Origin of the sequence: Aliivibrio sp. S2TY2 (genome assembly GCF_028765525.1) — a bacterium.
In the GTDB taxonomy this organism is placed as follows: domain Bacteria; phylum Pseudomonadota; class Gammaproteobacteria; order Enterobacterales; family Vibrionaceae; genus Aliivibrio; species Aliivibrio finisterrensis_A.
In genome coordinates, this window is sequence record NZ_JARACS010000015.1 from 1 (window position 1) to 26,277 (window position 26,277).

The following is a 26,277-nucleotide window of genomic DNA, read 5'->3' on the forward strand; positions in this document are numbered from 1 at the left end:
TAAAAAAGCCATCCTTTGGATGGCTTTTTTTCGATTACATAAGTAAATAGTATTGCTGATATAGCTCAGCCCGGTAGAGCGCACCCTTGGTAAGGGTGAGGTCCCCAGTTCGAGTCTGGGTATCAGCACCATTTACTAACAGATTTTGCTTAGCGACCATAGCGTTATGGACCCACCTGATCCCATGCCGAACTCAGAAGTGAAACGTAATAGCGCCGATGGTAGTGTGGGGTTTCCCCATGTGAGAGTAGGACATCGCTAGGCTCAAATTCTTAAAGGCTTCCCATTGGGAAGCCTTTTTTCGTTTTAACCATCAAATAAATGTATTTTCGGCTACTTGCCATAGCGCCTGAATGACTGAGTCATTTAATTTTGACTTCTTACAGCATAAGCCCAATTTAAAAGGCGCTATTGGTGATATGTTTAAACGCTGAACCTTATCTTTTACTGGACTGTTATTTATTACTACGTCTGGTGCTATACCAATTCCACATCCTAATGCGACCATACTAACAATTGCCTCGTGTCCTGATACTTGTGCATAAATAGTTGGTTTAATCTTTTGATCTTTAAACCATTGATTTGCTCTATTTCTTGCAGTCCCTGATTCTGGAAGGATAAATGGTAATGATTTCCAGTTTGTTGTTTCTTTATTAATTTCACTAATAAAATGATTATTGCCTATTGGAGCGATGATGGAGAGTGGAATTTCACTAATAATTTCAAAAGCGAGTTTGTTTGATAATTTTTCAGGTAGTGCAGAAATAGCAATATCAACCTCAGAGGATTCAATTTTATCAATTGCTTGAGCAGGATCTCCAGTAGATAGCTTAATATCAATGTGTGGATAGTTAACTTTAAAATCATTTAATAATTGAGGGAGGTGACTGTAGCTAGCTGTCACTGAACAGAATAAATTGAGTTGTCCTTTGAGGGTATTATTTACAATATTGGAACTTGCTTTGTAGCCACTCCATTCTGAACAGATATTCAAAGCTACTGGAATAAGTTGTTTTGCCGCAGTGGTTAATTCAACACTTCGATTATCTCTAATAAATAATGGATGTCCAATTTCATCTTCTAGCTTTTGAACTTGCCGGCTTAATGCTGATGGACTCAGGTGCATTGCTTTTGATGTCTGAGTAAAACTATGACTTTCGCAAAGATGTAGGAATGTTTGTAAAAGTTTTATATTCATTTTATGTTGTCAATTTTGCAATCATGTGTTGCTAATATATCACTTTTGACAATGTTAATCTTTCGTTATTATCTTTTTATACACAAGATCATCCTAATGGATTAAATGATATTTATGGAGTTTTATCATGGCTAACTACTTTAATACGCTAAATTTACGTGAACAACTGGATCAGCTAGGTCGTTGTCGCTTTATGGACCGCGAAGAATTTGCAACAGAGGCTGATTACCTTAAAGGTAAAAAGGTGGTTATTGTAGGTTGTGGTGCACAAGGTCTTAACCAAGGTCTTAATATGCGAGATTCAGGTTTAGATGTAGCTTATGCATTGCGTCAAGCTGCAATTGATGAGCAGCGCCAGTCATATAAAAACGCGAAAGAAAATAATTTTGTAGTAGATAGCTATGAAAATTTAATTCCTCAAGCCGATCTTGTTGTTAACCTAACTCCAGATAAGCAACATACAAATGTTGTTGAAACGGTTATGCCTTTAATGAAGGAAGGTGCAGCGCTAGGTTATTCTCACGGCTTTAATGTTGTTGAGGAGGGTATGCAAATCCGTAAAGACTTAACAGTAGTTATGGTTGCTCCTAAGTGTCCTGGTACAGAAGTACGTGAAGAATATAAGCGTGGCTTTGGTGTTCCAACACTAATCGCTGTTCATCCTGAAAATGACCCTAAAGGTGAAGGCTGGGATATAGCGAAAGCTTGGGCTGCTGGTACTGGTGGTCACCGTGCTGGTTGTCTTGAGTCTTCTTTTGTTGCTGAAGTTAAGTCAGACTTAATGGGTGAGCAAACTATCCTGTGTGGTATGTTACAAGCTGGCTCTATTGTATCTTATGAAAAAATGATCGCTGATGGCATTGAACCAGGCTATGCCGGTAAACTTCTTCAGTACGGTTGGGAAACAATCACTGAAGCACTAAAGTTTGGTGGCGTAACTCATATGATGGATCGTTTATCAAACCCTGCAAAAGTAAAAGCATTTGAGCTTTCAGAAGAACTAAAAGACTTAATGCGTCCTCTTTATAATAAACACATGGATGACATCATCCAAGGTGAATTTTCTCGTACAATGATGGCTGATTGGGCTAATGATGACGTAAACCTATTAGGTTGGCGTGAAGAAACAGGCCAAACAGCATTTGAAAATTACCCAGAATCGGATGTAGAAATCTCAGAGCAGGAATACTTTGATAATGGTATTCTTTTAGTTGCGATGGTTCGCGCTGGTGTTGAGCTTGCATTCGAAGCAATGACGGCTTCTGGTATCATTGATGAATCGGCTTATTATGAATCTCTACATGAGTTGCCGCTGATTGCAAATACAGTTGCACGTAAGCGTCTATATGAAATGAATGTTGTTATTTCTGATACGGCTGAATACGGTAACTATCTGTTCGCTAATGTAGCAACACCATTACTTCGTGAGAAGTTTATGCCTTCAGTTGAAACAAACGTTATTGGTCGTGGTTTAGGTGAAACATCAAACCAGGTAGATAATGCAACTCTGATTGCTGTTAACGAAGCAATTCGTAACCACCCAGTTGAATATATTGGTGAAGAGCTACGCAGCTATATGAGTGATATGAAACGCATTGCAGTTGGCGGTTAATTAGTACCAAATGAACATAAAAATGGCTTAACCTATGATGGTTAAGCCATTTTTTTATGTGTAAATTATGAACATATCAAAACTACTTTTCTGACAGTTTTTCTTCTAACTCAGCAAGTTTTTGTTCCATTACTGTTAGTTTTTGACGAGTGCGCAGTAGGACTTGAGTTTGAACATCAAATTCCTCTCTACTTACCACATCAAGTTTGTTTAGTTGCCCTTGGATAACCTGACGTACTTTTTGTTCAACATCACTGCCTAACTCTTTAACTGGTTGAGGCATTGAGTCATGAATTTGTTTTGCAACTTGCTCTAATTTTTTTGGATCAAACATCATTTACCCTTAATTGAATACTTTTCTTTATTCTAAGTAAAGCCTTGCCAATTGTCGCTAGTCAAATAAAAAAAAGGCTACCGAAGTAGCCTTTAATTTTTAAATCGTCATTAAGACTCTTTAATCTCTTTACCTTCTTCAAAAACAGGTAATGGTTTATGTTCACTTGCTAAGTAGCTGTAGATGACAGGTAGTACGAATAATGTAAATAACGTACCAATTGCTAAACCAGCAACGATAACAATACCGATACTGAAACGTTGAGCAGCACCTGCACCTGAGGCATACATCAGTGGGATTAGACCTGCAATCATTGCCGCAGTCGTCATTAGGATTGGACGTAGACGAACTTTAGCAGCTTCAGTTACGGCTTCCATACGATTCTTGAGGTGATGGAGTTGCTCTTCTTTTGCCACTTCACAAATAAGAATACCATGCTTAGTAATCAAGCCTACAAGCGTAATCAAACCAACTTGAGAGTAGATATTCATTGTCGCGGCACCCCATGCAAGAGCGATTAAAGCACCACAAATAGCGAGTGGAACAGAAACCATGATTACCAATGGATCTCGTACTGATTCAAATTGAATAGCAAGAACCAAGAAGATGATAGCTAGTGCCAAGCCAAACGTAGCGTATAGTGCGCTACCTTCAGTTACGTATTGACGAGCTTCACCCATATAGTCATGGTTATAGCCACTTGGTAGTGTGCTAGCCGCCAAATCTTCAAACCATACAATCGCATCACCCATAGCGATACCTGGAGAGGGTACTGCACCAATAGTCGCTGAGTTTAATTGGTTGAAGTGAGGCAGTGACCTTGGTTCAGCAACAACATCAATAGAGATTAAACTGCCAAGAGGAACTGCTTCACCGCTGGTTGAACGAACATAGTAGTTGTTCATTGATTCAGGGTTAAGACGGTATTTACGCTCTACTTGAGGGATAACCTCATACGAACGTCCGCTAAGATCGATTCGGTTAACGTAACCATCTGCCATCATTGTACTTAGTGTAATACCAATATCTTGCATGGTAATACCGTAAGCGCCAGCTTTATCTTTATCTATGTTGATCTTCATTGTTGCTGAATCAAAATTCAAATCAAGATCAGAGTAAACAAACAGTGGGCTACCTTTAACGCTTGTTAGTACTTCAGTGGCGATTTGGAATAAGCTTTCAAAGCTATTTGGTGTTGTAATAACAAATTGAATTGGAAGACCAGAACCAGCACCTGGTAGTTCAGGCATTTGGAAGGCTGTTACTGCCATTCCAGGAATATCCTGTACTAACTCACCAACACGTTTAGCTACTTCAGCCTGGCTTGTTGTTCGCTCACTCCAAGGAACCATTGATGCGATACCAAACGCTTGGTTTGCATTAGGCACACCTGTAAATACTTGAGCAAAGGCAACCTCTGGTTGATTTGACAAAATTTTATTTACATCATTCATCGTATTCTGCATGTAATCAAGGTTTGCTGTTGAAGGAGCTGTACCCATCAACATGATTACCCCTTTATCTTCCGATGGTGCCAGTTCACTTGGAATGAACTTAAATAACAATGGAAGGGTAGCAAAAACAATAACAGCAAAACCAATAATTACAGGGCGGCGAGTCATGATTGTGTTTAGCATTACCTCATAACGATCACTCATGCCATCTAAAATATGATGTACTTTTTTCTCAAAGCGATTTGGCTCTTCATTTGCCACTAGCATTTTAGAACACATCATCGGAGACAGCGTTAGTGCTACGATACCGGAAACAAATACCGAACCTGCTAGCGTTAGTGCAAACTCTTTAAATAGAGAGCCTGTAATACCACCCATCATTGCGATTGGAGCATATACCGCACCAAGTGTTAATGTCATTGCAATAACCGGAACCGCAATTTCACGAGTACCGATAATTGCCGCTCGGAAAGGGGTTTCGCCTAACTTGATATGACGGTCGACGTTTTCTAAAACAACGATAGCATCATCTACCACCAAGCCGATTGCAAGAACCATTGCTAATAGAGTCATCAAGTTCCAAGAGAATCCCATTGCTTGCATTACCATTGCCACACCAATAAGTGATAATGGGATGGTTACAATCGGGATAATAACTGCTCGGAAAGAACCTAAGAATAACGTAATAACGATCAGTACGATTAATGCAGCTTCAATGATAGTTTTAATTACTTCATGAATAGACTCATTAATTGCAATCGTAGAGTCATACATGATGTTCATTTTGATATTACTTGGTAAGTTCTTCTCTAATTGAGGAAGAAGCTCAAGTACATCAGCGGCAATGTTAATCGGGTTAGCACTTGGAGCGGCATTTATCGCAGCAACAACGGCTTCTTGTCCGTTAGCACTTGCACGATAAACGTCATGGCTCTTTTCAAGAGAAACTTTTGCGATATCGCTCAGGCGAACAATTTCCCCATCACTCGTTCTAATAACAAGATTTTCTAATTCTTCAACATTAGAAACTTGAGTATCAGCACTGCCGTTATAAAGAACAAATTCCCCCGTAGCTTGACCTGCAGCAGATTGAAAGTTATTGGCACTTAAAACACCCATAACATCCGTTGCCGTCATATCAATAGCAGCCATACGTGCTGGGTCTAGCCAGATACGCAGTGCGTACTTCATACCACCATAAAGATCTACTTTTGATACACCATTAACAGTAAATAGTTGAGGGTTAACAACTCGCTCTAAGTAATCGGTAATCTGACTCGATACTAACTCATCACTTGTAAAACCAATATAAAGAACAGAAGTTGTCGACCCTGTAGACATGGTTACTGTTGGATCTTCAGACTCTTTTGGTAGTTGAGATCGTACAGAGTTTGTCTTAGCCAAAATATCAGACAAGGCTGCATTTGGATCAGTGTTTAACTTCATCGTAACCGTAATGGTTGATTGTCCCATTACCGATTGTGAGGTCATAAAGTCAATATTATCTGCTTGGGCAACCGCTTGTTCTAAGGGTTGAGTTATGAAGCCTTGAATAAGGTCAGCACTCGCACCGTAATAGCTGGTTGTTACCGTTACAACGGTATTCGTCATTTCAGGGTATTCACGAACTTGCATTTTGAAAATTGCTTGAATACCAAGCAAAGCAATCAAAAAGCTGATCGATACCGCTAAAACTGGACGTTTAATAAAAACATCAGTAAAGCGCATAGTTCCTCCGATTACAGCATTGGTGTTTCAGCAGGTGGTGTTGTCGCGTCGCTTTCCACAATACGAACTTTCGCATCATTGCTTAAACGAACTTGACCTGTAGTTACAACTACATCGCCAGGTTTAACACCTTCAAGAATATGAGCAATTGCTTCTGAACGCTCACCTACTTTTACAACGTGCTGTTGAACGCGTTTTACGCCGTCTTTTTCAGTGACAAGATAAACGTTATCACCATAAAGCGTATAGGTAATTGAAGTTTGAGGAATTACCACTTGGTTTTCTAATGTAGGTAGAATAATTTCAGCGCGAGCAAACATACCACTACGCAGTTTTCCACCGTTATTAGGGATATCAGCTTGAACTTCGATTAAACCACTTTGAATATTTACCGCAGGTTCAATAGCACTAATTGAGCCTTTGAAGATGTCCGCAGGGTAAGAATCAATTGAAATATCGATTTCTTGTCCAATATTAATGCGTGAGATGTCTGTTTGAGGAACAGTAAAGCGTAAACGCATGATACTTGTATCTTCTAAACGAACGATGTCAGTACTTGGTTGTAAATATTGGCCAAGATATACATTACGAATACCAATTACACCGCTGAAAGGCGCTTTGATTTCACGACGATCAATAGATGCTTTCATGCCTTCAATATCAGCAGCAAGAGAGAAGTAATTTGCTTCTGCTTCATCGTATGCTTCTTTTGAAATAGAACCTTTCTTGTATAAGCCTTTATAACGTTTATATTTAGCTTCAGCTGCAGGAAGGCGCGCTTCAGTACTCTTTAAGTTTGCCTTTTCTACTTTAGAATCAAGAGAAACTAATACTTGGCCTTTTTTTACTTGGCTGCCAGAATCAAACGAAATTTTATCAATGATGCCATTAACTTCAGTTGTTAACGTGACACCTTGGTTAGGTTCAATAAAGCCGATAGCTTCAATAGTTGGAGTCCAATGAGATGAAGCAATGGTTTCAACCGTAACAGGGAACTCGGGCTCTGGTCGGTTAGCCATATACTCAGCGATTTTTTGTTGTTTAAACATGTTAAAACCAATCACACTACCGAAAAGAAGTAGTGCAAGAAGCAACATAAAGAAAGTCCACTTTTTCATTCTGATTAGAACTCCGAATTAGTGTTTGATAATGGCATCCCAGCTAGCTTCAATAGCCGCATCGAGATCATCGTTTGTTAAAGTAAAAAAACCTTGAGCATGCTTACGAGCTAAACAAACACTCGCTTCTAAGCTCAGGCCAGTTAATATTTCTACACTTAGAGGTTTAAATACGCTTTGCTCAAGTCCATCAATAAAGAGTTGGTTTACTTGGGCAAACATTTCTTCCTCTAGTTCCTTAAATTTTACTAGATCAGAAGAAGGGAGTGAGTCGTATTGATTACGATTCAAAAAAGTATTCTTCTCTGAAATAGCAAAGTGCCAAATGTTAAGCCACATAGTACGAAATCGGACTTTAATTGGGTCTGAATCTTGTACATTTTCTTGGATAGCAAATGCAACACGTCGCATAACATTCAATTTTATTTCTTCGATTAATGCTTCTTTATCATCAAAGTAGCGATATATCGTGCCAGCAGCAACTCCGGCTTGGTTAGCGACCTTCTGCATGGATAAGCCACGAAACCCGTCTGTCGCTAATAATTGCTCAGCCGATTCAAGAATGAGCTGACGCTTTTCCTTCATAAACTGATCCTTATGAAATGAATGAACGTTCATTCATTATTTTAGGCTACGATGAATAAAATGTAATCTGTTTTTGTGTCAAGAAACGTAAAGATCACGCTTTTTCCTCGATGGTTTACATGGTATTCCATCAACGACAGCTTTATTATAGGCGCAAATATTCATTAACGATTTAATAGGTGATTAATGAGACTTAATCCACAGCAAGATGAGGCCGTAAAGTTTGTCTCTGGACCATGTTTAGTATTGGCTGGTGCAGGCTCGGGTAAAACTCGCGTAATTACCAATAAAATTGCCTACTTAGTTCAACAGTGTGGCTATAAGGCGAGAAATATCGCTGCTGTGACGTTTACCAATAAAGCAGCTCGAGAAATGAAAGAGCGCGTAGGTCAAACCCTTAGTAAACAAGAGTCTCGTGGATTAATGGTTTCAACCTTTCACTCGCTTGGGTTGGATATTATTCGTCGTGAATACAAAATATTAGGTTTAAAAGCTGGTTTTTCATTATTTGATGATCAAGACCAGCTTGCTCTATTAAAAGAATTAACAGAAAAACAGATCGATGGAGATAAAGATTTATTACGTCAGTTATTGAGTAGTATCTCGAATTGGAAAAATGACATGCTGACACCAGCGCAAGTCAAAGGTTTTGCGCGTTCAGAGCAAGATCAGCTGTTTGCTTTTTGCTATGAAATGTACCTCACTCAAATGAAAGCGTATAACGCTCTTGATTTTGATGATTTAATTTCACTTCCCGTTCTTCTACTTCGTAATAACCAAGAGGTACGAGAGCGCTGGCAAATGAAGATCCGCTATCTTCTGGTTGATGAATATCAAGACACCAATACAAGCCAATATGAATTAGTTAAGTTATTGGTGGGTGAAAGAGGGCGATTAACCGTGGTGGGCGATGATGATCAGTCAATTTACTCATGGCGTGGAGCAAAGCCTCAAAACTTAGTACTTCTAAATGAAGATTACCCAGCTTTGCGTGTCATAAAGTTAGAGCAAAACTACCGTTCAACGAGCCGAATTTTGCGAGCGGCTAATATATTGATAGCCAATAATCCACACGTATTTGAAAAACGTCTATTCTCTGAAATCCCAGATGGAGAGCAGATTAAGGTTTTAACCGCTAAAGATGATGAGCACGAAGCGGAGCGAGTTGTTGGTGAGTTGATAGCACATCGCTTCTTGAATCGAACAGACTACAAAGATTATGCGGTGCTATACCGAGGTAATCATCAGTCACGTTTGATTGAAAAATCGTTAATGCAAAACCGAGTACCTTATAAAATTTCAGGCGGGACCTCATTTTTTGCACGTGCAGAGATTAAAGACATCATGGCTTATCTACGCTTACTGACAAATCCAGATGATGACAATGCTTTTTTACGAGTAGTGAATACACCTCGTCGTGAAATTGGCCCTGTAACTCTAGAAAAATTGGGTACCTATGCCAATATGAGAGGAAAAAGCTTATTTGAAGCCAGTTTTGAGCTAGGTTTAGAGCAAACGCTTTCTGGGCGAGGTTTAGAATCTTTACGTCGATTCTCTCATTGGATAGTGTCTATTTCTGAAAATGCTGAGCGAGGTAATACAGTAGAAGCGGTGCGTTCGTTAGTAAAAGACATTCATTATGAAGACTGGTTGTATGAAACATCAACCAGTGCAAAAGCCGCAGAGATGAGAATGAAAAACGTCTCTGATTTGTATTCATGGATTGTTGCCGATTTAGAAGGTGATAATTACGATAATGAAGAGAAGACATTAAAAGAGGTAGTGCAGCGCCTTACACTTCGAGACATGATGGAGCGCGGTGAAGACGAAGATGGTGCAGATCAAGTTCAACTAATGACTTTGCATGCCTCTAAAGGCCTTGAATTTCCATACGTTTACTTAATTGGCGCTGAAGAGGGGATTTTGCCTCACCAAGTAAGTATTGATGAAGATAATGTAGAAGAAGAGCGACGATTGGCTTATGTAGGGATCACTCGAGCCCAAAAAGAACTCACCTTTACATTATGTAAAGAACGTCGTCAGTATGGTGAATTGATTCGACCAGAACCAAGTCGATTCTTGGAAGAGCTTCCACATGATGATCTGGATTGGGAAATGAAAAAACCAAAGCCGACTCAAGAAGAAAGAATGGAAAGAGGAAAAGCAAACATCGCTAATCTTAGAGCCATGCTTAAGAAGTAAACAGACACAAAAATGCCCACTGATAACACAGTGGGCATTTTTTATGATTGAGCTAAATGAAGATAATAATCAGGTTATAAGCCTTTAATTAAATGCTCAACCGCCGCAATAACTTCATCATCAGAACAATTCATACAAGAGCCGCGAGCTGGCATTGCATTAAAACCATTAAGAGCGTGGTTATTGAGTGTATCGATACCCTTAGCTATACGAGGTGCCCAATCCGCTGCATCTTGTGTTTTTGGGGCACCAGCTGCGCCAGTGGCATGACATGCAATACAAAAAGTACTGTAAACTTGCTCGCCAGAACGAGGGCCCGTTGGCTCTTCAACCACAGGCACGTCACTTGCTAGATAAACTTGACCAACTGGCTTAATTCGCTCAGCAATTGCATCGTCAGAGTTACCTGCTGCAAAAGAGGTAGTTGAAAAAGTTAATGCAGCAACCGTTGCAATAATGATGTTACGAATAGATTTTTCCATAAAGCTCACTTTACACTCCCAGTTATTATTATTGGCTTAAGCCCGTTTTATTGTATTTACCGAGCAGAAAAACGAATTTAGTTAAACAGCTTCGTTAACTTCGTGTAAATATTGAGTGATTATATCTGCTTAAATTGTTGCAATAAACCACTATACCCAAAGAAAATGAGGATAAATACCAAGGAATTGTTGAAAAAGAGACCAAACGACAAAAAAAGTAAAAAAAACACTAGACGAAGGTCACGCAGATCCGTATTATTCCTCTCCGCCGATAGGGTATACGCCCGTAGCTCAGTTGGATAGAGCGTTGGCCTCCGGAGCCAAAGGTCGAAGGTTCGAATCCTTTCGGGCGTGCCATCCGGATTACAAATTAACGGCAAAAAAAGTAGTGGTGGCTATAGCTCAGTTGGTAGAGCCCTGGATTGTGATTCCGGTGGTCGCGAGTTCGAATCTCGTTAGCCACCCCATTATTTTGGTAGCTTTTATAAGTTTCCAGTTTTGATTCAAGCAACATCCCAAGAATCGAGACGAAAACAAGTCGGTGAATAGCGCAGCTTGGTAGCGCATCTGGTTTGGGACCAGAGGGTCGGGGGTTCGAATCCCTCTTCACCGACCACTATTTCAATAATCGCGATAAGCGGTTATATAAAAAATTAGTGGTGGCTATAGCTCAGTTGGTAGAGCCCTGGATTGTGATTCCGGTGGTCGCGAGTTCGAATCTCGTTAGCCACCCCATTAATTTATTGGTAGCTTTTATAAGTTTCCAGTTTGATTTAAGTAACATCCCAGAAATCAAACAAAAACATCGGTGAATAGCGCAGCTTGGTAGCGCATCTGGTTTGGGACCAGAGGGTCGGGGGTTCGAATCCCTCTTCACCGACCACATTAAAAGCCTCGTCAGAAATGACGAGGCTTTTTTCATTTCTGATAGATAGAAAATTCTCACCATCATCACATTATCGCTATATTATTTTGCTCTTCTCTTCTTCTTATTTAATACGATTAAAGTAGTTATACCATCTTCTTATGTATATAAAATCCATTATATATATCGATACTTTACATATATGCAAAATGAATTGTTGAATGGTTATCTCATATTAAAATATCACACTGTTAAAAATGTTAAGATTAATTATGTAAATCATGCTGGTTTCCTGAATATTTTATCACTGTATGAGTATTTTTGTTTTTGTCATTAAGTTCTTGTTTTATCTAGATCACTAATGAGTGTTAAGAGTGAGATTGAATGGTTTATTTTCATGCTCCATGATTTTTTATTCATTTAATTAGCATTAAATAGATTAAAGCTCTTTAATTGTTGCTTTTATGTGAATAATTGACTACATTGGTTTCCTAGTTAAGTTACAACATTTATTGTTGTTTCGAATGGAATCAATGTGCAGACAGGGCAGGATGCTGTCGAGTAGTCGGAGTCTGATAATGTCACTTTTAGAAGTTAAAAATTTACGTATTGAATACCCATCTCGTCATGGCGTTCATGCTGCGGTGAAGTCACTGTCATTTTCAATTGAGCGTGGTGAGATTGTTGGTGTTGTTGGTGAGTCAGGAGCCGGTAAGTCGACAGTCGGTAATGCCGTTATTGATCTACTGAGCCCCCCAGGAGTTATTGCAGGAGGAGATGTTTTTCTTGATGGCGAAAAAGTATCAGGATTAACTTCTGAAGAAATGCGTAAAGTTAGAGGTTCTAAAATTGGTTTTATTTTTCAAGACCCAATGACCTCTCTCAATCCTTTATTCACCGTTGAACAACAGTTAACCGAAACGATCCACGCAAATTTAAAAGTATCAGCAGAAGAAGCTTATGCACGTGCACTTTCGTTAATGGAACAAGTTGGTATCCCACAACCAGAGAATCGCTTAAAACAATACCCACACCAATTTTCAGGTGGTATGCGCCAACGTGTTGTTATTGCGATAGCCTTAGCAGGTGAGCCCGATCTTATTATTGCTGATGAGCCAACGACTGCACTCGATGTATCGATTCAAGATCAGATCTTAAGTCTTATCCGTGATTTATGTGTTAAGAAAAACGTAGGTTGTATGCTAGTGACCCATGATATGGGTGTCGTATCGAACGTCACTGATAAAGTCGCAGTAATGTTCCGTGGCGACTTGGTTGAGTTTGGTAAGACAGAGAAAGTTCTGGGTGATCCTGACCATTCATACACACGCAGTCTTATCTCCGCGGTTCCTCGTTCAGACATCAAATTAGATCGTTTTCCTCTTGTTAGTTATATCGAAGAGGCGGTTGAGCATGAGCCGATTGATGTAAAAAACCATTGGCTAGGACAAAGCCAAGATCAGCGAGAATATACAGGCCCTCTATTAAAGGTTGAAAATGTAAACCTTCGCTTTATAACCAAAGATTCATTTTTTGAAAGCCGTCGTGAATACGTTCAGGCATCAAATAATGTCAGCTTTGAAATACATGAAGGTGAAACGTTTGGTCTTGTGGGAGAGTCTGGGTCAGGTAAATCTACCATTGCGCGTATTATCTCAGGATTATATCCGCCTAACTCTGGCTCGGTCACTTTTGAAGGGATTGATCTAACCGCATTAAAATCTGAAAAAGAACGTCGCCCAATGCGTCGTCAAATGCAGATGGTGTTTCAAAACCCATACACCTCAATGAATCCACGCATGAAAATCTTCGATATCATCGCTGAGCCAATTCGCTTCCATAAATTAACGCGTTCAGAATCAGAAACGCAACAGATCGTTAATGATCTTTTGGATCACGTTGGTTTGGGTCGAATGGCGGCCTTGAAGTATCCACATGAGTTTTCAGGTGGTCAGCGCCAACGTATCTCTATTGCTCGTGCGTTAGCTACACGACCGCGTCTATTAATTTGTGATGAACCAACGTCAGCTTTGGATGTATCGGTACAAGCACAGATCCTCAACTTATTAAAAGATTTACAGGATGAGTTAAATCTAACCATGTTGTTTATCAGTCACGATTTACCTGTTATTCGTCAAATGTGTGATCGCGTTGGTGTGATGCAAATGGGAACCTTATTAGAAGTGGCTCCAACAGAAAACCTTTATACCAACCCTCAGCATGAATACAGCAAACAATTAATTTCACTTATGCCTGAATTTAAAGGTTTAAGAGAGAACGCAACTGCGGTGTAAACCGTCTAATAATAAGTACAAATACAACAAACTAGGGAAACATTCCCGCATAAGGAGTTATGCAATGAAAACCATGAAGACAAAATTAGCTATCGCATTGATGGCAGCAGGCCTAAGTTTTAGTGCGGCAGCAGCAGATATTACCGTTGCTTATGATGCCGATCCTGTATCGCTTGATCCGCATGAGCAATTATCCGGTGGTACGCTACAGCTTTCTCATATGGTGTTTGATCCCCTAGTTCGTTATACGCAGTCATTCGACTTTGAACCGCGTCTTGCTGAAAAGTGGGAACGTATTGACGACAAAACCTTCCGCTTCAATCTACGTAAAGGCGTTAAGTTTCATTCAGGTAATGAAATGACAGCTGATGATGTTGTTTGGACTTTTGATCGTCTAAAAGACTCGCCTGATTTTAAAGCGATTTTTGAACCGTATGAAAAGCTAGTTAAAATTGATGATTACACCGTTGAGCTTGTTTCTAAAGGCGCTTATCCGTTAGTTTTACAGACAGCAACATACCTTTTCCCAATGGACAGTAAGTTCTATTCTGGAAAAACAGAAGAGGGTAAAGATAAGTCTGAAATCGTAAAACACGGTAATTCATTCGCTTCAACGCACATCTCTGGTACCGGTCCATTTGTCGTTAAATCTCGTGAACAAGGCGTAAAAGTTGTTTTTGATCGTTTCGATGGTTACTGGGATACCAACTCACCTGGTAACGTAGATGAATTAACTCTTGTTCCAATAAAAGAAAATGCAACACGTGTTGCTGCTTTACTTTCAGGTGATGTAGATATTATCGCTCCAGTGGCTCCAAATGATCACAAACGAGTGAAAAATACCAAAGGTATTGAGTTAGTTACGCTACCTGGTACTCGTATTATCACTTTCCAAATGAACCAGAACAGTAATGAAGCACTAAAAGATGTCCGTGTTCGTCAGGCAATCGTCCATGCAATCAATAATGAAGGTATTGTTAAGAAGATCATGAAAGGCTTTGCAACAACCGCTGGTCAACAAGGCCCTTCTGGTTACTCAGGTTATGATGCTGATTTAGTGCCACGTTACGATCTTAAGAAAGCAAAACAACTAATGAAAGAAGCGGGTTACGAAGAAGGCTTCAAACTTAGCATGATGGCACCAAACAACCGTTATGTTAATGATGCAAAAATTGCTCAAGCAGCAGCAGCGATGCTATCGAAGATTGGTATCAAGGTTGATTTAAAAACATTACCAAAAGCGCAGTACTGGCCAGAGTTTGATTTGTGTTCTGCTGACATGATGATGATCGGTTGGCATTCAGATACTGAAGATTCAGCAAACTTCTCTGAGTTCCTAACAATGACTCGTAATGAAGAAACAGGTAAAGGTCAGTACAACTGTGGTCATTACTCAAACCCAGAAGTTGACCGTTTAGTTGAAGCGGCAAATGTGGAAACGGATCCTGCAAAACGTAGCGCAATGCTAAAAACAGTAGAAGATACACTGTATAACGATGCGGCGTTTGTTCCACTGCATTGGCAAAATCTTGCGTGGGGTGCGAAATCTAATATTGATATCAAACCAATCGTAAATGCAATGGAGTACCCATACTTTGGCGATTTAGTCGTTAAGTAACTGTCTGTAAAAAGGTTGTCCTGATATTCAGGGCAACCTTTATTCGTCATAAGAGATTCATTGATAAAAAAGTAATACCAACAATTTGTTAGATATGGATATATTTTCTATATCATTTTTAGGATTAAGAAGGGGACAAGGAATGTTTACGTTTCTGGTCAAGCGCCTGTTTCAGGCACTGATAGTGATGTTTGTGATCAGTCTGGTTGCGTTTTCCATCCAAGATAATTTGGGTGACCCGTTACGTGAATTGGTTGGGCAATCCGTTTCAGAAGCTGAGCGTCAAGCTCTGAGAGACGATTTAGGGTTAAATGACCCATTTATCACAAAGTACACTCGTTTTATTACTAATGCGGTTCAAGGTGACTTGGGCACGTCATATTTTTTCAAAAAACCAGCGGTAGAAGTGATTCTTGATAAATTAGTCGCGACCCTCGAATTAGTATTAGGGGCGGCAATTATTATTGTATTTCTTTCGATACCTCTTGGTGTTTATTCGGCTATTCATCCAAAAAGTATTTTCACAAAAGCGATAATGGCGTTCAGTAGTATTGGTATATCGATACCTGTGTTCCTAACGGCAATTATGTTGATGTACGTATTCTCTATCGAATTAAATTGGCTACCGTCTTATGGACGAGGTGAAACCTATAATTTATTAGGTTGGGAATCAGGCTTTTTTACCATTGATGGATTGGCTCACTTGGTATTGCCTTGTATTTCCCTTGCTTCAATCATGCTTCCTCTTTTTATTCGTTTGGTTCGCTCTGAAATGCTAGAAGTGCTGAGTTCTGAATACATTAAATTTTCTAAAGCAAAAGGCATTGCAACAAATAAAATTTATTACCAACATGCTCTTAAAAATACCATGCTGCCAGTATTAACTGTAGGTGGTGTTCAGATTGGCACTATGGTGGCTTATACCATCCTTACTGAAACCGTATTTCAGTGGCCGGGAACAGGCTTCTTATTCTTAGAGGCGATTAACCGTGTAGATACGCCATTGATTACCGCTTACGTCATCTTTGTGGGCTTAATCTTTGTAGTAACAAACACCATTGTTGATTTGTTATATGGATTAATTAACCCAACGGTAGATATTACAGGGAAAGGAGCGTAATCATGGATACCACAACAAACCACGTTCCAACACGTTGGGAACGATTTAAGTCATCGGATTTTCTGTATTACTTCCTGCGCGATAAAGTCGCCATGTTTAGTTTTGCCGTATTTCTAACTTTTGTGCTTGGGGCGCTATTGTCCCCCGTCATTGCGCCAACCAATCCATACGATTTAAGCGCAATTGATATCATGGATTCAGAACTTCCACCGTCTTGGATGGAGGAGGGAGATGAACGTTTCCTTCTTGGAACGGATGACCAAGGTCGTGATGTACTATCAACCATTTTATACGGTTCACGTTTATCATTGACGATTGGCTTCTTAGCGGTAGCGGTACAGTTAACTCTCGGTATTATTATCGGATTGTCTGCAGGCTATTTTGGTGGACGAATTGATAGCTTTTTAATGCGCTTTGCCGATGTGCAGTTATCATTTTCAACCATGATGGTGGCGATTATTGTTTCAGCTATCTTTAAAGCCAGTTTTGGTACAGAGTTTTTCAGTCAATATGCTGTTGTGATGCTAGTGGTTATTATTGGTGTTGCTGAATGGCCACAGTATGCACGTACTATCCGAGCATCGGTACTGGCTGAGAAAAAGAAAGAGTATGTAGAAGCGGCAAAAGTGATGGGGTTTCGTTCTCCACGCATTATGTTCCGTCATATTCTACCTAACTGTTTATCACCAATTTTGGTTATTTCAACGGTACAGATTGCGAATGCGATCATGTCAGAAGCGGCACTCTCTTTCTTAGGGTTAGGTTTGCCAGTTGATCAACCCTCGTTAGGATCATTAATCAGTATTGGATTTAACTATATTTTTTCTGGTTCGTGGTGGATTACTGCTTTTCCAGGGTTAGTTTTGGTGACGTTAGTGTTAGTCATTAACTTGCTTGGTGACTGGTTAAGAGATGTGTTTAACCCGAAAATTTACAAAGGCTAAATAGCATAAAATGAATAAAAAAGCGGTGGTTTACTCATCGCTTTTTTTTCGTCTGTAAAACATGCTTCATGTATTACATTGACGATTTTAGGCATATTTTGTTGTTTTTCTGACTAATTTGTCGCTTTTACTGGCAATAATTCACTCAGTTGTTAGGATCTAAGAGTGTGTTTAAATATTTACAGTGAGTATTTGAATTAAACCAAAACAGAGAGTATCAACTCGAAGTGAGGAATAATGAGTAGAAATAAGGACAAATACAGTATAGATAATACGGACTATACTGTTGGACAGGATAACGTTCAAAAATGGGGGTTTGATGTTCACAATCCCGTCTTCGGCATCAGTGCTGGTCTGATCGCCCTCTTCTTAATTGCCGTTGCGGTAACCGACCCTGAAGCAGCAAAAACGGTTTTAGATGGCTTTAAATGGAAAATCATCAACGCATTTGATGGTTTATTTATGTGGTCAGCAAATATCTTTGTTATTTTTTGTTTAGCATTGATCGTATCACCATTTGGTAAGATTCGTCTTGGTGGAGATAAAGCAAAACCTGACTATTCTATGGTTTCTTGGTTAGCAATGCTATTTGCTGCAGGCATGGGTATTGGGCTTATGTTCTGGGGAGTAGCAGAGCCTGTTGCTTACTTTACTGGTTGGTTTGAAACGCCATTAGGTGTTGAAGCGAATACACCTGAAGCGGCAAAGCTTGCATTAGGTGCGACTATGTTCCATTGGGGTCTTCATCCTTGGGCTATTTATGGAGTTGTTGCCTTGTCGTTAGCGTTCTTTGCTTATAACAAAGGTTTACCGCTTTCAATGCGTTCAATTTTCTATCCAATTCTTGGTGATAGAACTTGGGGTATCCCAGGGCATATCGTCGATATTTTAGCGGTATTAGCGACTTTATTTGGTCTGGCGACCTCATTAGGTTTAGGTGCTCAACAAGCAGCAAGTGGTTTCCACCATGTATTTGGTATTGATGGTGGTCTAGGGCTTCAAGTTGCGATTATTTTTGTTGTTACTTTATTAGCGGTTATCTCGGTAATGCGCGGTATTGATGGTGGCGTTAAAGTGATCAGTAACATTAATATGATCATTGCGATTGTATTGGTGGCTTTTGTTGCCCTAGTAACGTTTGCTGTTTCTATGGGTACTATCCCAACAACCATCATGGGGTATGTGGAGAATATTATTCCTCTAAGTAACCCTCATGGTCGTGAAGATGAAGCGTGGATGCACGGTTGGACTGTGTTCTACTGGGCGTGGTGGATTTCATGGTCTCCATTTGTAGGTATGTTTATCGCACGTGTATCACGTGGGCGTACTGTTCGTGAGTTTTTAACGGCAGTATTAATTGTTCCAACGATTTTCACTGTTCTTTGGATGTCAATTTTTGGCGGTGTAGCGATTGATCAAGTCGTGAATAATATCGGTACGTTGGGCTCAGAAGGGTTAACTGATGTATCTTTAGCCATGTTCCAAATGTTTGATGCTTTACCGATGGGTAATATTCTTTCGATGATTGCTGTTGTTCTTGTTTTGGTGTTCTTTATTACCTCATCAGACTCAGGCTCATTGGTTATCGATAGCATTACTGCGGGTGGTAAAGTGGATGCGCCAATTCCACAGCGCGTATTCTGGGCCTTCATGGAAGGTGCTATTGCGGTAGCTCTGTTATGGGTTGGTGGTACTCAAGCAATTCAAGCATTACAAGCAGGTGCTATCTCAACAGCTCTACCATTCACCGTTATTTTATTAGTAATGTGTGTCAGCTTACTTATGGGTATGAGAACAGAGAAGCACAACAGTTCTTCATATTAAGTAAAAACGCAATAAAAAGCCGATGAAGAATAATTGTCTTCATCGGCTTTTTTGTGTTTATAACCACAGCTTTTTAATTGGGTCACCCGGTGAGAAGTGATAATGAACTTGTGCTTGAAACAGTTCGGCTGTTGCAATTGCATCTGTTAATGCATGATGAGGAGGGTAAGCCGGTAAGCCATAGCGTAAGCGAGTTGTTGCCAAGCGTATTGACTCTGGTCGTTTTCCTTTAAGCCAATTGATTAGGCCCTTTGATTGCTCTTGTTGGTAGTTACCTTCGATTTGCATCGTATCAACAACAGGGAAGACAATGCCCTCACCAATCAAATTTTTTAAGTTAATATCAAAGAAATCACGTTCAATTCGTCGATAATGTACCACGACGACTTTCCCAGCCAAGGCGTCGAGTACTTTAACTAAAATACGGCGTAAATCAGGGGCATCTTGTAAATCAGAATGAGTAATACCGTGAATTACCACGGACTCTTCCTCTAAGCTATCTTGTGCTTTTACAAACCAATGTTGTGATTCACGACAACGAATACGCTTTAGGGTAAAAGGAACAAGACCAATACTAATAATACTATTTTGATTGGCATCTAATCCTGTGGTTTCAAAGTCCAGTGCCACAAAATCAATCTCATTGAGTGGTGTGTCTTCATCGTAAGTACCAGCCTTATAGAAGTTCTTCAGCCTTTTATCTTTACTAATTTGAAATTTGTGATCAAAAAAAGAAGACCAATTTAAAATTTCTTGAGGAGAATGGGGAAACATCATTAACTCCTAAAATTTATTCGCGCTATAGCGATATTTTAAAAAGTTTTGAGCATTACTCAGTACCTGAAACGCATCTTTTAAGTTTCGACGTTCAAAATCCGACATGTTTTCAGGCTCAATATTATTATCTGGCTCATTACCCGCTTCTACATCTAATGCTTGGTGTCGTAAACGGACTAACGAAATTAACTCCATGGCATGGTGAAGATCGCTGCCTTTTGATTTTGGTAAAATACCCGCTTCAATAATATCGTCTAAACGCTCAAATGAGTTTTGTGCTTGAGACCCAATAGCCAAGGCATGAACTCGGATTAAATCTGCTAGCGGAGCAGTACCACGACGTTTTAGATTGATAGAGTTATTATGACGACCATCTTTCTCCATCACAAAATCTTTAAAGAATCCTAATGGTGGTGTTCGACGCAATCCATTTCTAGCAAGACAGGCAAGGAAGCGATTATTCTTTTTCGCTCGACGAACAATAAATCCATTAAGTTGCTCTGCCCATTTTGTACGACCATAAACACCATTTAAATCAAAGAAAATAGAGCTGTTTAATAAGGCTTGAGGATCGGGGTTATCAATCCAATCAGCAAAGCACTCTTCCCATTCTGACTGAGTTTTACGCCATTCAGGGTTGGTTGCCATGATATCGCCAGTGCAATAGGTATAACCACAAGCTGCTAAGCCATCACAAACAAAAGCAGATAACGCTTTGAAGTACTCACCATGTTCTTTTTCGTTGTAGTCATTATCTAAAATAATTGCGTTGTCTTGGTCGGTAACAATTAACTGCTCATCACGAGCCATAGATCCAAGCGCTAAGAAACAATAAGGCACTGGCGGTGGACCAAGTTCCTCTTCTGCGAGTTCTAATAATCGTTGTTTAAAGCTTCGACCAATCTCAGACATAGCACTACCAACCATGTGTGAGTTTGCGTCTTCATTCACCATTCGGATAAAGCAATCTTTAAGCTGAGTCGATAAAATCACCAAGTCTTCAATGGTTTGTTGTTGGAAGATGCTACTTACAAATAACAGGCTGTTTTGAGACTCATAGCGAACAATGTCGGACACCTCAAGGACACCAATGGGTTGCTTATTTCGCAACACAGGAAGGTGATGGACGTTGTAGCGAAGCATCATCAGCATCGCTTCAAATACATATGCATTATGATCGAGTGAGATAAGCTCTGTCGACATTACCTCAGAAACTGGTGTGTTAGAATCCAAACCACAGGCCAATACTTTTGTGCATAGATCTCGATCGGTAATGATACCGACAAAGTCATTATCTTCTTCTTCAGTATCGATTTCAGGATCGGTAATTAACACTGCGGATACATTCTCTTCCGCCATTGTTTTTGCGGCGGATTGAATGGTTTCATATTTGGTGATCATAACCGCTTCACGAGTCAGTAAGGTTTTTACTTTCGAAGTGGTTAAATCATTCGCATCATCATGGTTATTTTCTACTGCTTGTTTTAGGCGAGTTGCATCTTCAACTTCAACAAAGTCAGAGAATTCGTCATAACGTTCACAGAAATCATCAAATACCGATTCAGGGATGCAATATAATAAAGAATCGTTTAAAGCTTTCGCTGGAAAACGCACTTTATTATTCATCAATAGCCCCATTTGGCCAAAGATGCTGCCTTCATCTAATCGATTGTAGAGCTCACCGTTTCGGCGGTAGACCTCGATAATGCCACTACGAACCATGTATAAATCTTTGATCTCATCACCAAAGCCAATCACCATGCTTTCTGCACGATAATAAGAAATTTCGACACTTTGGGCCGCTTCTTTTATCGCCTCTTCAGGCAGTAAATTAAAAGGAGGGTATTGGGATAAAAAGTGTTGGATCTCTAGCAGTTCAACTTCCATGTAGGGCTCGATAGTAATATAGAAAGTAAGGATTTAGTGTAGTTTATCATCATGATGATATCTATCTGAATTGCGTTTATATTTTGAAAATAAGCGTGATTTTTAAACAAAAATACGCAGTAGAATCTCAGATTTTCAACTGACTTTTTGCTAACATTAATAGATACATTTCTTTTAAGGTGCTTCCATAATGGCAATCGTTAAAAAAACAAATACGTTAGTAATGCCGTTAATGTTATTGGCGACAATATCTCAAGCCAAGGCGGCTGATGAGTTAACTCAGTATCTTGAGAGCAATAATAGTGCGCTCACTTCTGTTTGTTCCACATCGGGTTATTTGCCTGATTCTTGCCCTATTGGAGAAGCACTTTGGGGTAATCAAGGTGCAAAATTAGCACAAGGTGAGAGTGAGTTTTGGATCCAATGTGGTGTATTTAGTAAACCACTTGGCGCTGAGAAGGTGAGTAGAATCCAATCGAAAGTTGACGCACCAATAAACATGAAAGAAGAAAGTAAAGGTAAGCGGTGTTTAATTGGTCCGTATAACGATTTTTCGGTCGCTAAAAAGCAATTAAAAGCATTACAAAAAGATCCACTATTTAGGCAATCAGCATTAAGAGAAGTCGCTCTTGCTTCGTTGCCTAAGATTGCGTTGAAAGCTGAAAAAAGTGAATTACCTAAAATAGCCGTTGAGCCAACACCTGATCCTGTTACTATTCGCAAACAAGTCATTATTAATGGCGAGCAATTTGCAGTGCCATTTATTCAGAGTGATGATTATGGTTTTTATATGGAAGATTCTCAACCTTGGCTGCGAGCAAGCTCAAAAGGTAGCCAAGAGATTTGTCAGCGTATAGATATGAATTTAGTATCAAAAGAACAATGGCAAATATTGATTGATTCTAACATCATGAAAGAAGATAAATGGCCAATATTATTACCTTATTGGGGCGCTGATAATTTAGGCCTCTTTAAAGACGGTGCAACAAGAGAATTAAAAAATGCATCCATGTTGAATGTGATGTGTACGAAAAAAGCAGAGGATAAAGTCGTTGGAAATCCAATTTAAAGGTCGTTGGGACAGTAAGTCTCTGGCGGAAAATCTACAAGAAGCATTAGAAACATTAGAAGATGAGTTTGGGGTAAAAGCGCTATCAAATATAACGCTGAATATTTGTTTAGAAGATGAACATAAAGAAGAGTTAGCGTTATTAAGCCCAACCGGACGAGCACTGGATTTTTTGGTTATTAATAATCCAAAAGATGTCAATGACGGTGAGAAAGCTCCGGTGCTGGAGTTTAAGCCGCGCGGTTAATATGGTTTTTAACCGTTTGAGTTTGTAGATAAAAGAAACCCCGGCGAGTGCCGGGGTTTTTGATTGTAAATAATTAGAATTATTCGTTATTACCTACACCTGTCCATTCGATATTGAATTTAATAAGTTCAACTTGAGAACGACCACTTTCTGTTGTTTTACCTAAAATACTGTATACATCGTTAACAGTAAGATTTGGTAAATCAAAATCTACAGTAGCGTGTTGAATCTCACTACCATCATCTTGTCCGTTATAGCATTCAAAAGATGGTGATGTTATATCGTTGCCGTCACTAAAGGTGAAGCTACGGAATACTCCACGAACCATTTCACAGGTAATGCTTTCTCCTGGAAGATCAAAAGTAACATCAGCATCGAAAGAACCATCATCATTACTATTTGTGTTTTCTTCTAAAGATAAAGTTACAGTACCTAATTTTGGACCTGATGCACTAGGCAAATACATTGGGAATACACGTCCTTCCCAACCTGAGTTAGATTGAATATTTAAACGTGCTTCTAAATCAGCTTTTTCGCTAAAGAATGTATAACGCTGTGAATGAATGATTTCTTTAAGATCATCCAACTCTTGCATATACACCGTAGCAGAACCTTTTGAAATTTCGTCTTCTACTTGAGTTAATGCATAACGCATTTTTGCTGTGAATATCTCATTATTTTCTTCCATTGGAAGTGAAGCATCAACTGTTTTTCCGTCTTCGGATACAATGTACGTAGCTCCGTCCCATTCTACATTTGCTTCTGAACAAGATTTTAAGTTTGTTGCTGAACGAGTGTTGGTGAAGACTTTTCCATTATTAAATTTAATTGATTCACACCAAATTTGGTCATGGCCTGTATTTGAATCGAAACCGTTCACTGTGCCATACTCAGCTACATACCATGTAATATCTTCAAGTTTTGTATCCGTTGGTGGAATAACCTCCTCAGCAGGTTTCACATCAGGCAGCGTGATTTTTACCATTTCAGAGATAATTGCATCTGGAGCATCATCATTGATACCAGTCATAAGGTAGAAATAACCACCTTTAATAACTTTACCTGGTTCACCTGAAATCGTAAGGATACCATTAGTGTCAACATTAACGTTAACACCATCTACAGTAGTGAAACCTTCATGAAGGTTCTCGCCATTAGGCCCTGGAGCTTTATCTTCTAAGCCCGCATAATATTCAATAGCACCTAAGCCGTTTACACTTTCAGTATTGAACAGTTCTGTAATATTCAGTTGAGCTTCTATTACAGGAGTATTTTGCTTTAAGGTTATATCAGCGATTTTTTCCTGTAGTGCTGCATATTTAACTTCATTAACTGTGATACCAGCTTTTGCAATTGCGGATAATGTAAATGCTTCATAGACAGTATTAGTGCCATCTGTTGCAGAAATGGTAATCGTTTCACCAGCTGGGTACGCATGACTTGGCTTACCTATTATCTCTAGTTCAGTGCCGCCATCTAGGAATGGTGGAAATGAAAACTCTAAACCGGCAACAGAGCTATAAGCGTTATAAGTTAGTTTATCTTGATCATCTGCAAATAACTCGCTGATACGCATTTTTTCATTAAATACAGCAACATTTTGTTGTAGTTCTAAACTACCTAACCACTCTTGTAATGTATTTCTTACTTGTGGGTTCAATGTAGGAGCTGCGTTTTCTAGTTCAACCTTGATTTCAAAAGTCGTACTAACTATGCCCATATTTTTATTATTAGCAGCAATATCTGTTGCACTTAATGTAACAATATAAATATTACGAACAGTTGTAATGCTATCTTTTGCTGAAATAGTTAATTCTGTCGCTGTTTTAGTAATTTCGAAATCAGCGGTAACATCGACACTATCTTTAGTGGTGATCTTTACTGTTGGAGTAATGTCATTTTTATTATCAGTATCTACAAATAGCTCAGCGATAGGTAAATCGATCAGAGAAATTTCTGTAACATCAGTAAATTTATCTTTATTTACTTGCTTGATAAGATTGTCATAAACACTTTTACTTACAACTAGCTTATTATTAATAATTGCCTCACCGACAGTTCCTGAGTTATCTACCGGAATCGTTGGTTTGAAGTTAGGTTGGTCAAGCTTGTCTGCATTTTCAGGGTCTTTAACTATTTCTGTCGCTTTTACGGCAATAGCGATAGCTGTCGTTGGCGTATAGTTATCACCAGCTTCTACTTTTGATTCAGTTAAGATTTGTGCTGTTTTGTGTAGGGCGTGATCGCCTGCAGCAATAACATCAGAAAATATATCAGTATTTTCTGCACTTAATCCAAGAGCGCTATTTACCTCTTCCTTCGCTTTTTCGATTTCAGCAGGCGTTGGATTTACACCTGCTTTTGCTGCTACAAGGTCAGTTAAAGGAGAGATAATTTTTTCACCTTGAAGGGTGCGGAAAGAAACTTCGTGTGCCATTGCTTGAGTAGGATGATCCATATCAATGGTATAGATACCTGCAAATTTATTAGGGTCACGAGCGATAAGCATTGTTTGCACATCACCATTAGGAGTAATGGTTTGTAAGCTCAAAGTACCTTTAATATCAGTATTTTCTGGGAGGGTAATTTTACCATTTCCATCAGTTAAGCCAAAAATAATATCGTTAGAATCTAGTTTGCCAACTGTTGATGTGCGTGTGGCTACAGGCATATCATCAAACACAACCGCATTCTTAAAGTAACCATCAAAACCCGTAATAACGATACCACCAGCTGAAGGAGTACCTGTATTAGTATCTGAACTACCATCTGAGCCGCCACAACCCACTAACGCTAATGCCACTGACGCTGCTAGTAAACTTACCTTTTTCATTTTTATCTTAATCCTTTGTAATGTCGGGTAGCCGAACCCAGCATGTTATTTATAAATTCAAAAACGCGATACTTTTACTACCTCTT

The 26,277-nt window shown here is 39.3% G+C and carries 18 protein-coding genes, 6 tRNA genes and 1 rRNA gene; 16 read left to right on the plus strand and 9 right to left on the minus strand.

The features are described from left to right. Positions 1–54 precede the first annotated feature (54 nt). Positions 55–131: transfer RNA gene (locus PVK63_RS17280), tRNA-Thr, on the plus strand. 17 nt (positions 132–148) lie between these two features. After that, positions 149–264: ribosomal RNA gene (rrf, locus tag PVK63_RS17285) — 5S ribosomal RNA — on the plus strand. Positions 265–313: 49 nt separating this feature from the next. Here rrf and ilvY read toward each other — a convergent pair. Then, positions 314–1,198, minus strand: a complete 885-nt coding sequence (gene ilvY, locus PVK63_RS17290) for an HTH-type transcriptional activator IlvY (RefSeq protein ID WP_130045637.1) — start codon at positions 1,196–1,198, stop codon at positions 314–316. A 127-nt stretch (positions 1,199–1,325) separates the two neighbouring features. On the opposite strand from ilvY, the gene ilvC reads away from it, so the two are divergent. Beyond that, positions 1,326–2,810, plus strand: coding sequence for a ketol-acid reductoisomerase (gene ilvC / locus PVK63_RS17295; RefSeq protein ID WP_130087963.1), 1,485 nt, complete (start codon positions 1,326–1,328; stop codon positions 2,808–2,810). 82 nt (positions 2,811–2,892) lie between these two features. Here ilvC and ubiK read toward each other — a convergent pair whose 3' ends face one another. The 4 genes from ubiK to PVK63_RS17315 form a co-directional block, all read right to left on the minus strand. Further along, complete coding sequence (ubiK, locus tag PVK63_RS17300; RefSeq protein ID WP_130045639.1) at positions 2,893–3,144, minus strand: ubiquinone biosynthesis accessory factor UbiK; 252 nt, start codon at positions 3,142–3,144, stop codon at positions 2,893–2,895. Positions 3,145–3,254: 110 nt separating this feature from the next. Further along, complete coding sequence (locus tag PVK63_RS17305; protein WP_130048599.1) at positions 3,255–6,326, minus strand: multidrug efflux RND transporter permease subunit; 3,072 nt, start codon at positions 6,324–6,326, stop codon at positions 3,255–3,257. Between the two features lie 11 nt (positions 6,327–6,337). After that, complete coding sequence (locus PVK63_RS17310; RefSeq protein ID WP_130045641.1) at positions 6,338–7,444, minus strand: efflux RND transporter periplasmic adaptor subunit; 1,107 nt, start codon at positions 7,442–7,444, stop codon at positions 6,338–6,340. An 18-nt stretch (positions 7,445–7,462) separates the two neighbouring features. Beyond that, complete coding sequence (locus PVK63_RS17315; protein ID WP_130087962.1) at positions 7,463–8,029, minus strand: TetR/AcrR family transcriptional regulator; 567 nt, start codon at positions 8,027–8,029, stop codon at positions 7,463–7,465. A 186-nt stretch (positions 8,030–8,215) separates the two neighbouring features. Here PVK63_RS17315 and rep point away from each other — a divergent pair, with 186 nt between their 5' ends. Continuing rightward, complete coding sequence (gene rep / locus PVK63_RS17320) at positions 8,216–10,231, plus strand: DNA helicase Rep (protein ID WP_130048597.1); 2,016 nt, start codon at positions 8,216–8,218, stop codon at positions 10,229–10,231. Between the two features lie 74 nt (positions 10,232–10,305). Here the strand turns inward: rep and PVK63_RS17325 are convergent, their stop codons facing one another. Further along, positions 10,306–10,713, minus strand: a complete 408-nt coding sequence (locus PVK63_RS17325) for a c-type cytochrome (RefSeq protein WP_130048596.1) — start codon at positions 10,711–10,713, stop codon at positions 10,306–10,308. Positions 10,714–10,993: 280 nt separating this feature from the next. On the opposite strand from PVK63_RS17325, the gene PVK63_RS17330 reads away from it, so the two are divergent. The 10 genes from PVK63_RS17330 (at position 10,994) to PVK63_RS17375 (ending at position 19,378) form a co-directional block, all read left to right on the plus strand. Further along, positions 10,994–11,070: transfer RNA gene (locus PVK63_RS17330), tRNA-Arg, on the plus strand. A gap of 34 nt (positions 11,071–11,104) precedes the next feature. Continuing rightward, positions 11,105–11,180: transfer RNA gene (locus PVK63_RS17335), tRNA-His, on the plus strand. 72 nt (positions 11,181–11,252) lie between these two features. Continuing rightward, positions 11,253–11,329, plus strand: a tRNA-Pro gene (locus PVK63_RS17340). Between the two features lie 43 nt (positions 11,330–11,372). Beyond that, positions 11,373–11,448, plus strand: a tRNA-His gene (locus PVK63_RS17345). Between the two features lie 71 nt (positions 11,449–11,519). Beyond that, positions 11,520–11,596, plus strand: a tRNA-Pro gene (locus tag PVK63_RS17350). A gap of 560 nt (positions 11,597–12,156) precedes the next feature. After that, entirely contained in the window at positions 12,157–13,872 is a 1,716-nt protein-coding gene (locus PVK63_RS17355) for a dipeptide ABC transporter ATP-binding protein (protein WP_165371230.1), read from the plus strand. A 64-nt stretch (positions 13,873–13,936) separates the two neighbouring features. After that, positions 13,937–15,490 carry an ABC transporter substrate-binding protein gene (locus tag PVK63_RS17360; protein WP_130087960.1) on the plus strand — a complete coding sequence of 518 codons (1,554 nt, stop codon included), beginning with the start codon at positions 13,937–13,939 and terminating at the stop codon, positions 15,488–15,490. Between the two features lie 142 nt (positions 15,491–15,632). After that, positions 15,633–16,610 (plus strand): ABC transporter permease, encoded by a 978-nt coding sequence (locus PVK63_RS17365; protein ID WP_130087959.1) that lies wholly within the window; start codon positions 15,633–15,635, stop codon positions 16,608–16,610. A 2-nt stretch (positions 16,611–16,612) separates the two neighbouring features. Next, the gene (locus PVK63_RS17370) at positions 16,613–17,554 is read left to right on the plus strand and encodes an ABC transporter permease (RefSeq protein WP_130087958.1); all 942 of its coding nucleotides are present in this window, start codon (positions 16,613–16,615) and stop codon (positions 17,552–17,554) included. Positions 17,555–17,791: 237 nt separating this feature from the next. Then, the gene (locus PVK63_RS17375; RefSeq protein ID WP_130048592.1) at positions 17,792–19,378 is read left to right on the plus strand and encodes a BCCT family transporter; all 1,587 of its coding nucleotides are present in this window, start codon (positions 17,792–17,794) and stop codon (positions 19,376–19,378) included. Between the two features lie 57 nt (positions 19,379–19,435). On the opposite strand, the gene PVK63_RS17380 is transcribed toward PVK63_RS17375, so the two are convergent. Continuing rightward, positions 19,436–20,152, minus strand: a complete 717-nt coding sequence (locus PVK63_RS17380) for a 3'-5' exonuclease (RefSeq protein ID WP_130048606.1) — start codon at positions 20,150–20,152, stop codon at positions 19,436–19,438. A gap of 9 nt (positions 20,153–20,161) precedes the next feature. After that, positions 20,162–22,042 (minus strand): DUF294 nucleotidyltransferase-like domain-containing protein, encoded by a 1,881-nt coding sequence (locus tag PVK63_RS17385; protein WP_130087957.1) that lies wholly within the window; start codon positions 22,040–22,042, stop codon positions 20,162–20,164. A 190-nt stretch (positions 22,043–22,232) separates the two neighbouring features. Between PVK63_RS17385 and PVK63_RS17390 the strand changes: the two genes are divergently transcribed. Both PVK63_RS17390 and PVK63_RS17395 read left to right on the plus strand, forming a co-directional pair. Beyond that, positions 22,233–23,111 (plus strand): SPOR domain-containing protein, encoded by an 879-nt coding sequence (locus tag PVK63_RS17390; RefSeq protein ID WP_130087956.1) that lies wholly within the window; start codon positions 22,233–22,235, stop codon positions 23,109–23,111. After that, the gene (locus tag PVK63_RS17395; protein WP_151655712.1) at positions 23,095–23,358 is read left to right on the plus strand and encodes a hypothetical protein; all 264 of its coding nucleotides are present in this window, start codon (positions 23,095–23,097) and stop codon (positions 23,356–23,358) included. The genes PVK63_RS17390 and PVK63_RS17395 overlap by 17 nt, the downstream gene beginning before the upstream one ends. Before the next feature lie 79 nt (positions 23,359–23,437). Here PVK63_RS17395 and PVK63_RS17400 read toward each other — a convergent pair whose 3' ends face one another. Continuing rightward, complete coding sequence (locus PVK63_RS17400; RefSeq protein WP_274440789.1) at positions 23,438–26,191, minus strand: hypothetical protein; 2,754 nt, start codon at positions 26,189–26,191, stop codon at positions 23,438–23,440. Positions 26,192–26,277 lie beyond the last annotated feature (86 nt).

Excerpts from the sequence above, each read along its gene's own strand:
- ilvY (WP_130045637.1), bottom strand. The coding sequence starts at position 1,198 with ATGAATATAAAACTTTTACAAACATTCCTACATCTTTGCGAAAGTCAT.
- ilvC (WP_130087963.1), top strand. The coding sequence starts at position 1,326 with ATGGCTAACTACTTTAATACGCTAAATTTACGTGAACAACTGGATCAG.
- ubiK (WP_130045639.1), bottom strand. The coding sequence starts at position 3,144 with ATGTTTGATCCAAAAAAATTAGAGCAAGTTGCAAAACAAATTCATGAC.
- PVK63_RS17305 (WP_130048599.1), bottom strand. The coding sequence starts at position 6,326 with ATGCGCTTTACTGATGTTTTTATTAAACGTCCAGTTTTAGCGGTATCG.
- PVK63_RS17310 (WP_130045641.1), bottom strand. The coding sequence starts at position 7,444 with ATGAAAAAGTGGACTTTCTTTATGTTGCTTCTTGCACTACTTCTTTTC.
- PVK63_RS17315 (WP_130087962.1), bottom strand. The coding sequence starts at position 8,029 with ATGAAGGAAAAGCGTCAGCTCATTCTTGAATCGGCTGAGCAATTATTA.
- rep (WP_130048597.1), top strand. The coding sequence starts at position 8,216 with ATGAGACTTAATCCACAGCAAGATGAGGCCGTAAAGTTTGTCTCTGGA.
- PVK63_RS17325 (WP_130048596.1), bottom strand. The coding sequence starts at position 10,713 with ATGGAAAAATCTATTCGTAACATCATTATTGCAACGGTTGCTGCATTA.
- PVK63_RS17355 (WP_165371230.1), top strand. The coding sequence starts at position 12,157 with ATGTCACTTTTAGAAGTTAAAAATTTACGTATTGAATACCCATCTCGT.
- PVK63_RS17360 (WP_130087960.1), top strand. The coding sequence starts at position 13,937 with ATGAAAACCATGAAGACAAAATTAGCTATCGCATTGATGGCAGCAGGC.
- PVK63_RS17365 (WP_130087959.1), top strand. The coding sequence starts at position 15,633 with ATGTTTACGTTTCTGGTCAAGCGCCTGTTTCAGGCACTGATAGTGATG.
- PVK63_RS17370 (WP_130087958.1), top strand. The coding sequence starts at position 16,613 with ATGGATACCACAACAAACCACGTTCCAACACGTTGGGAACGATTTAAG.
- PVK63_RS17375 (WP_130048592.1), top strand. The coding sequence starts at position 17,792 with ATGAGTAGAAATAAGGACAAATACAGTATAGATAATACGGACTATACT.
- PVK63_RS17380 (WP_130048606.1), bottom strand. The coding sequence starts at position 20,152 with ATGTTTCCCCATTCTCCTCAAGAAATTTTAAATTGGTCTTCTTTTTTT.
- PVK63_RS17385 (WP_130087957.1), bottom strand. The coding sequence starts at position 22,042 with ATGGAAGTTGAACTGCTAGAGATCCAACACTTTTTATCCCAATACCCT.
- PVK63_RS17390 (WP_130087956.1), top strand. The coding sequence starts at position 22,233 with ATGGCAATCGTTAAAAAAACAAATACGTTAGTAATGCCGTTAATGTTA.
- PVK63_RS17400 (WP_274440789.1), bottom strand. The coding sequence starts at position 26,191 with ATGAAAAAGGTAAGTTTACTAGCAGCGTCAGTGGCATTAGCGTTAGTG.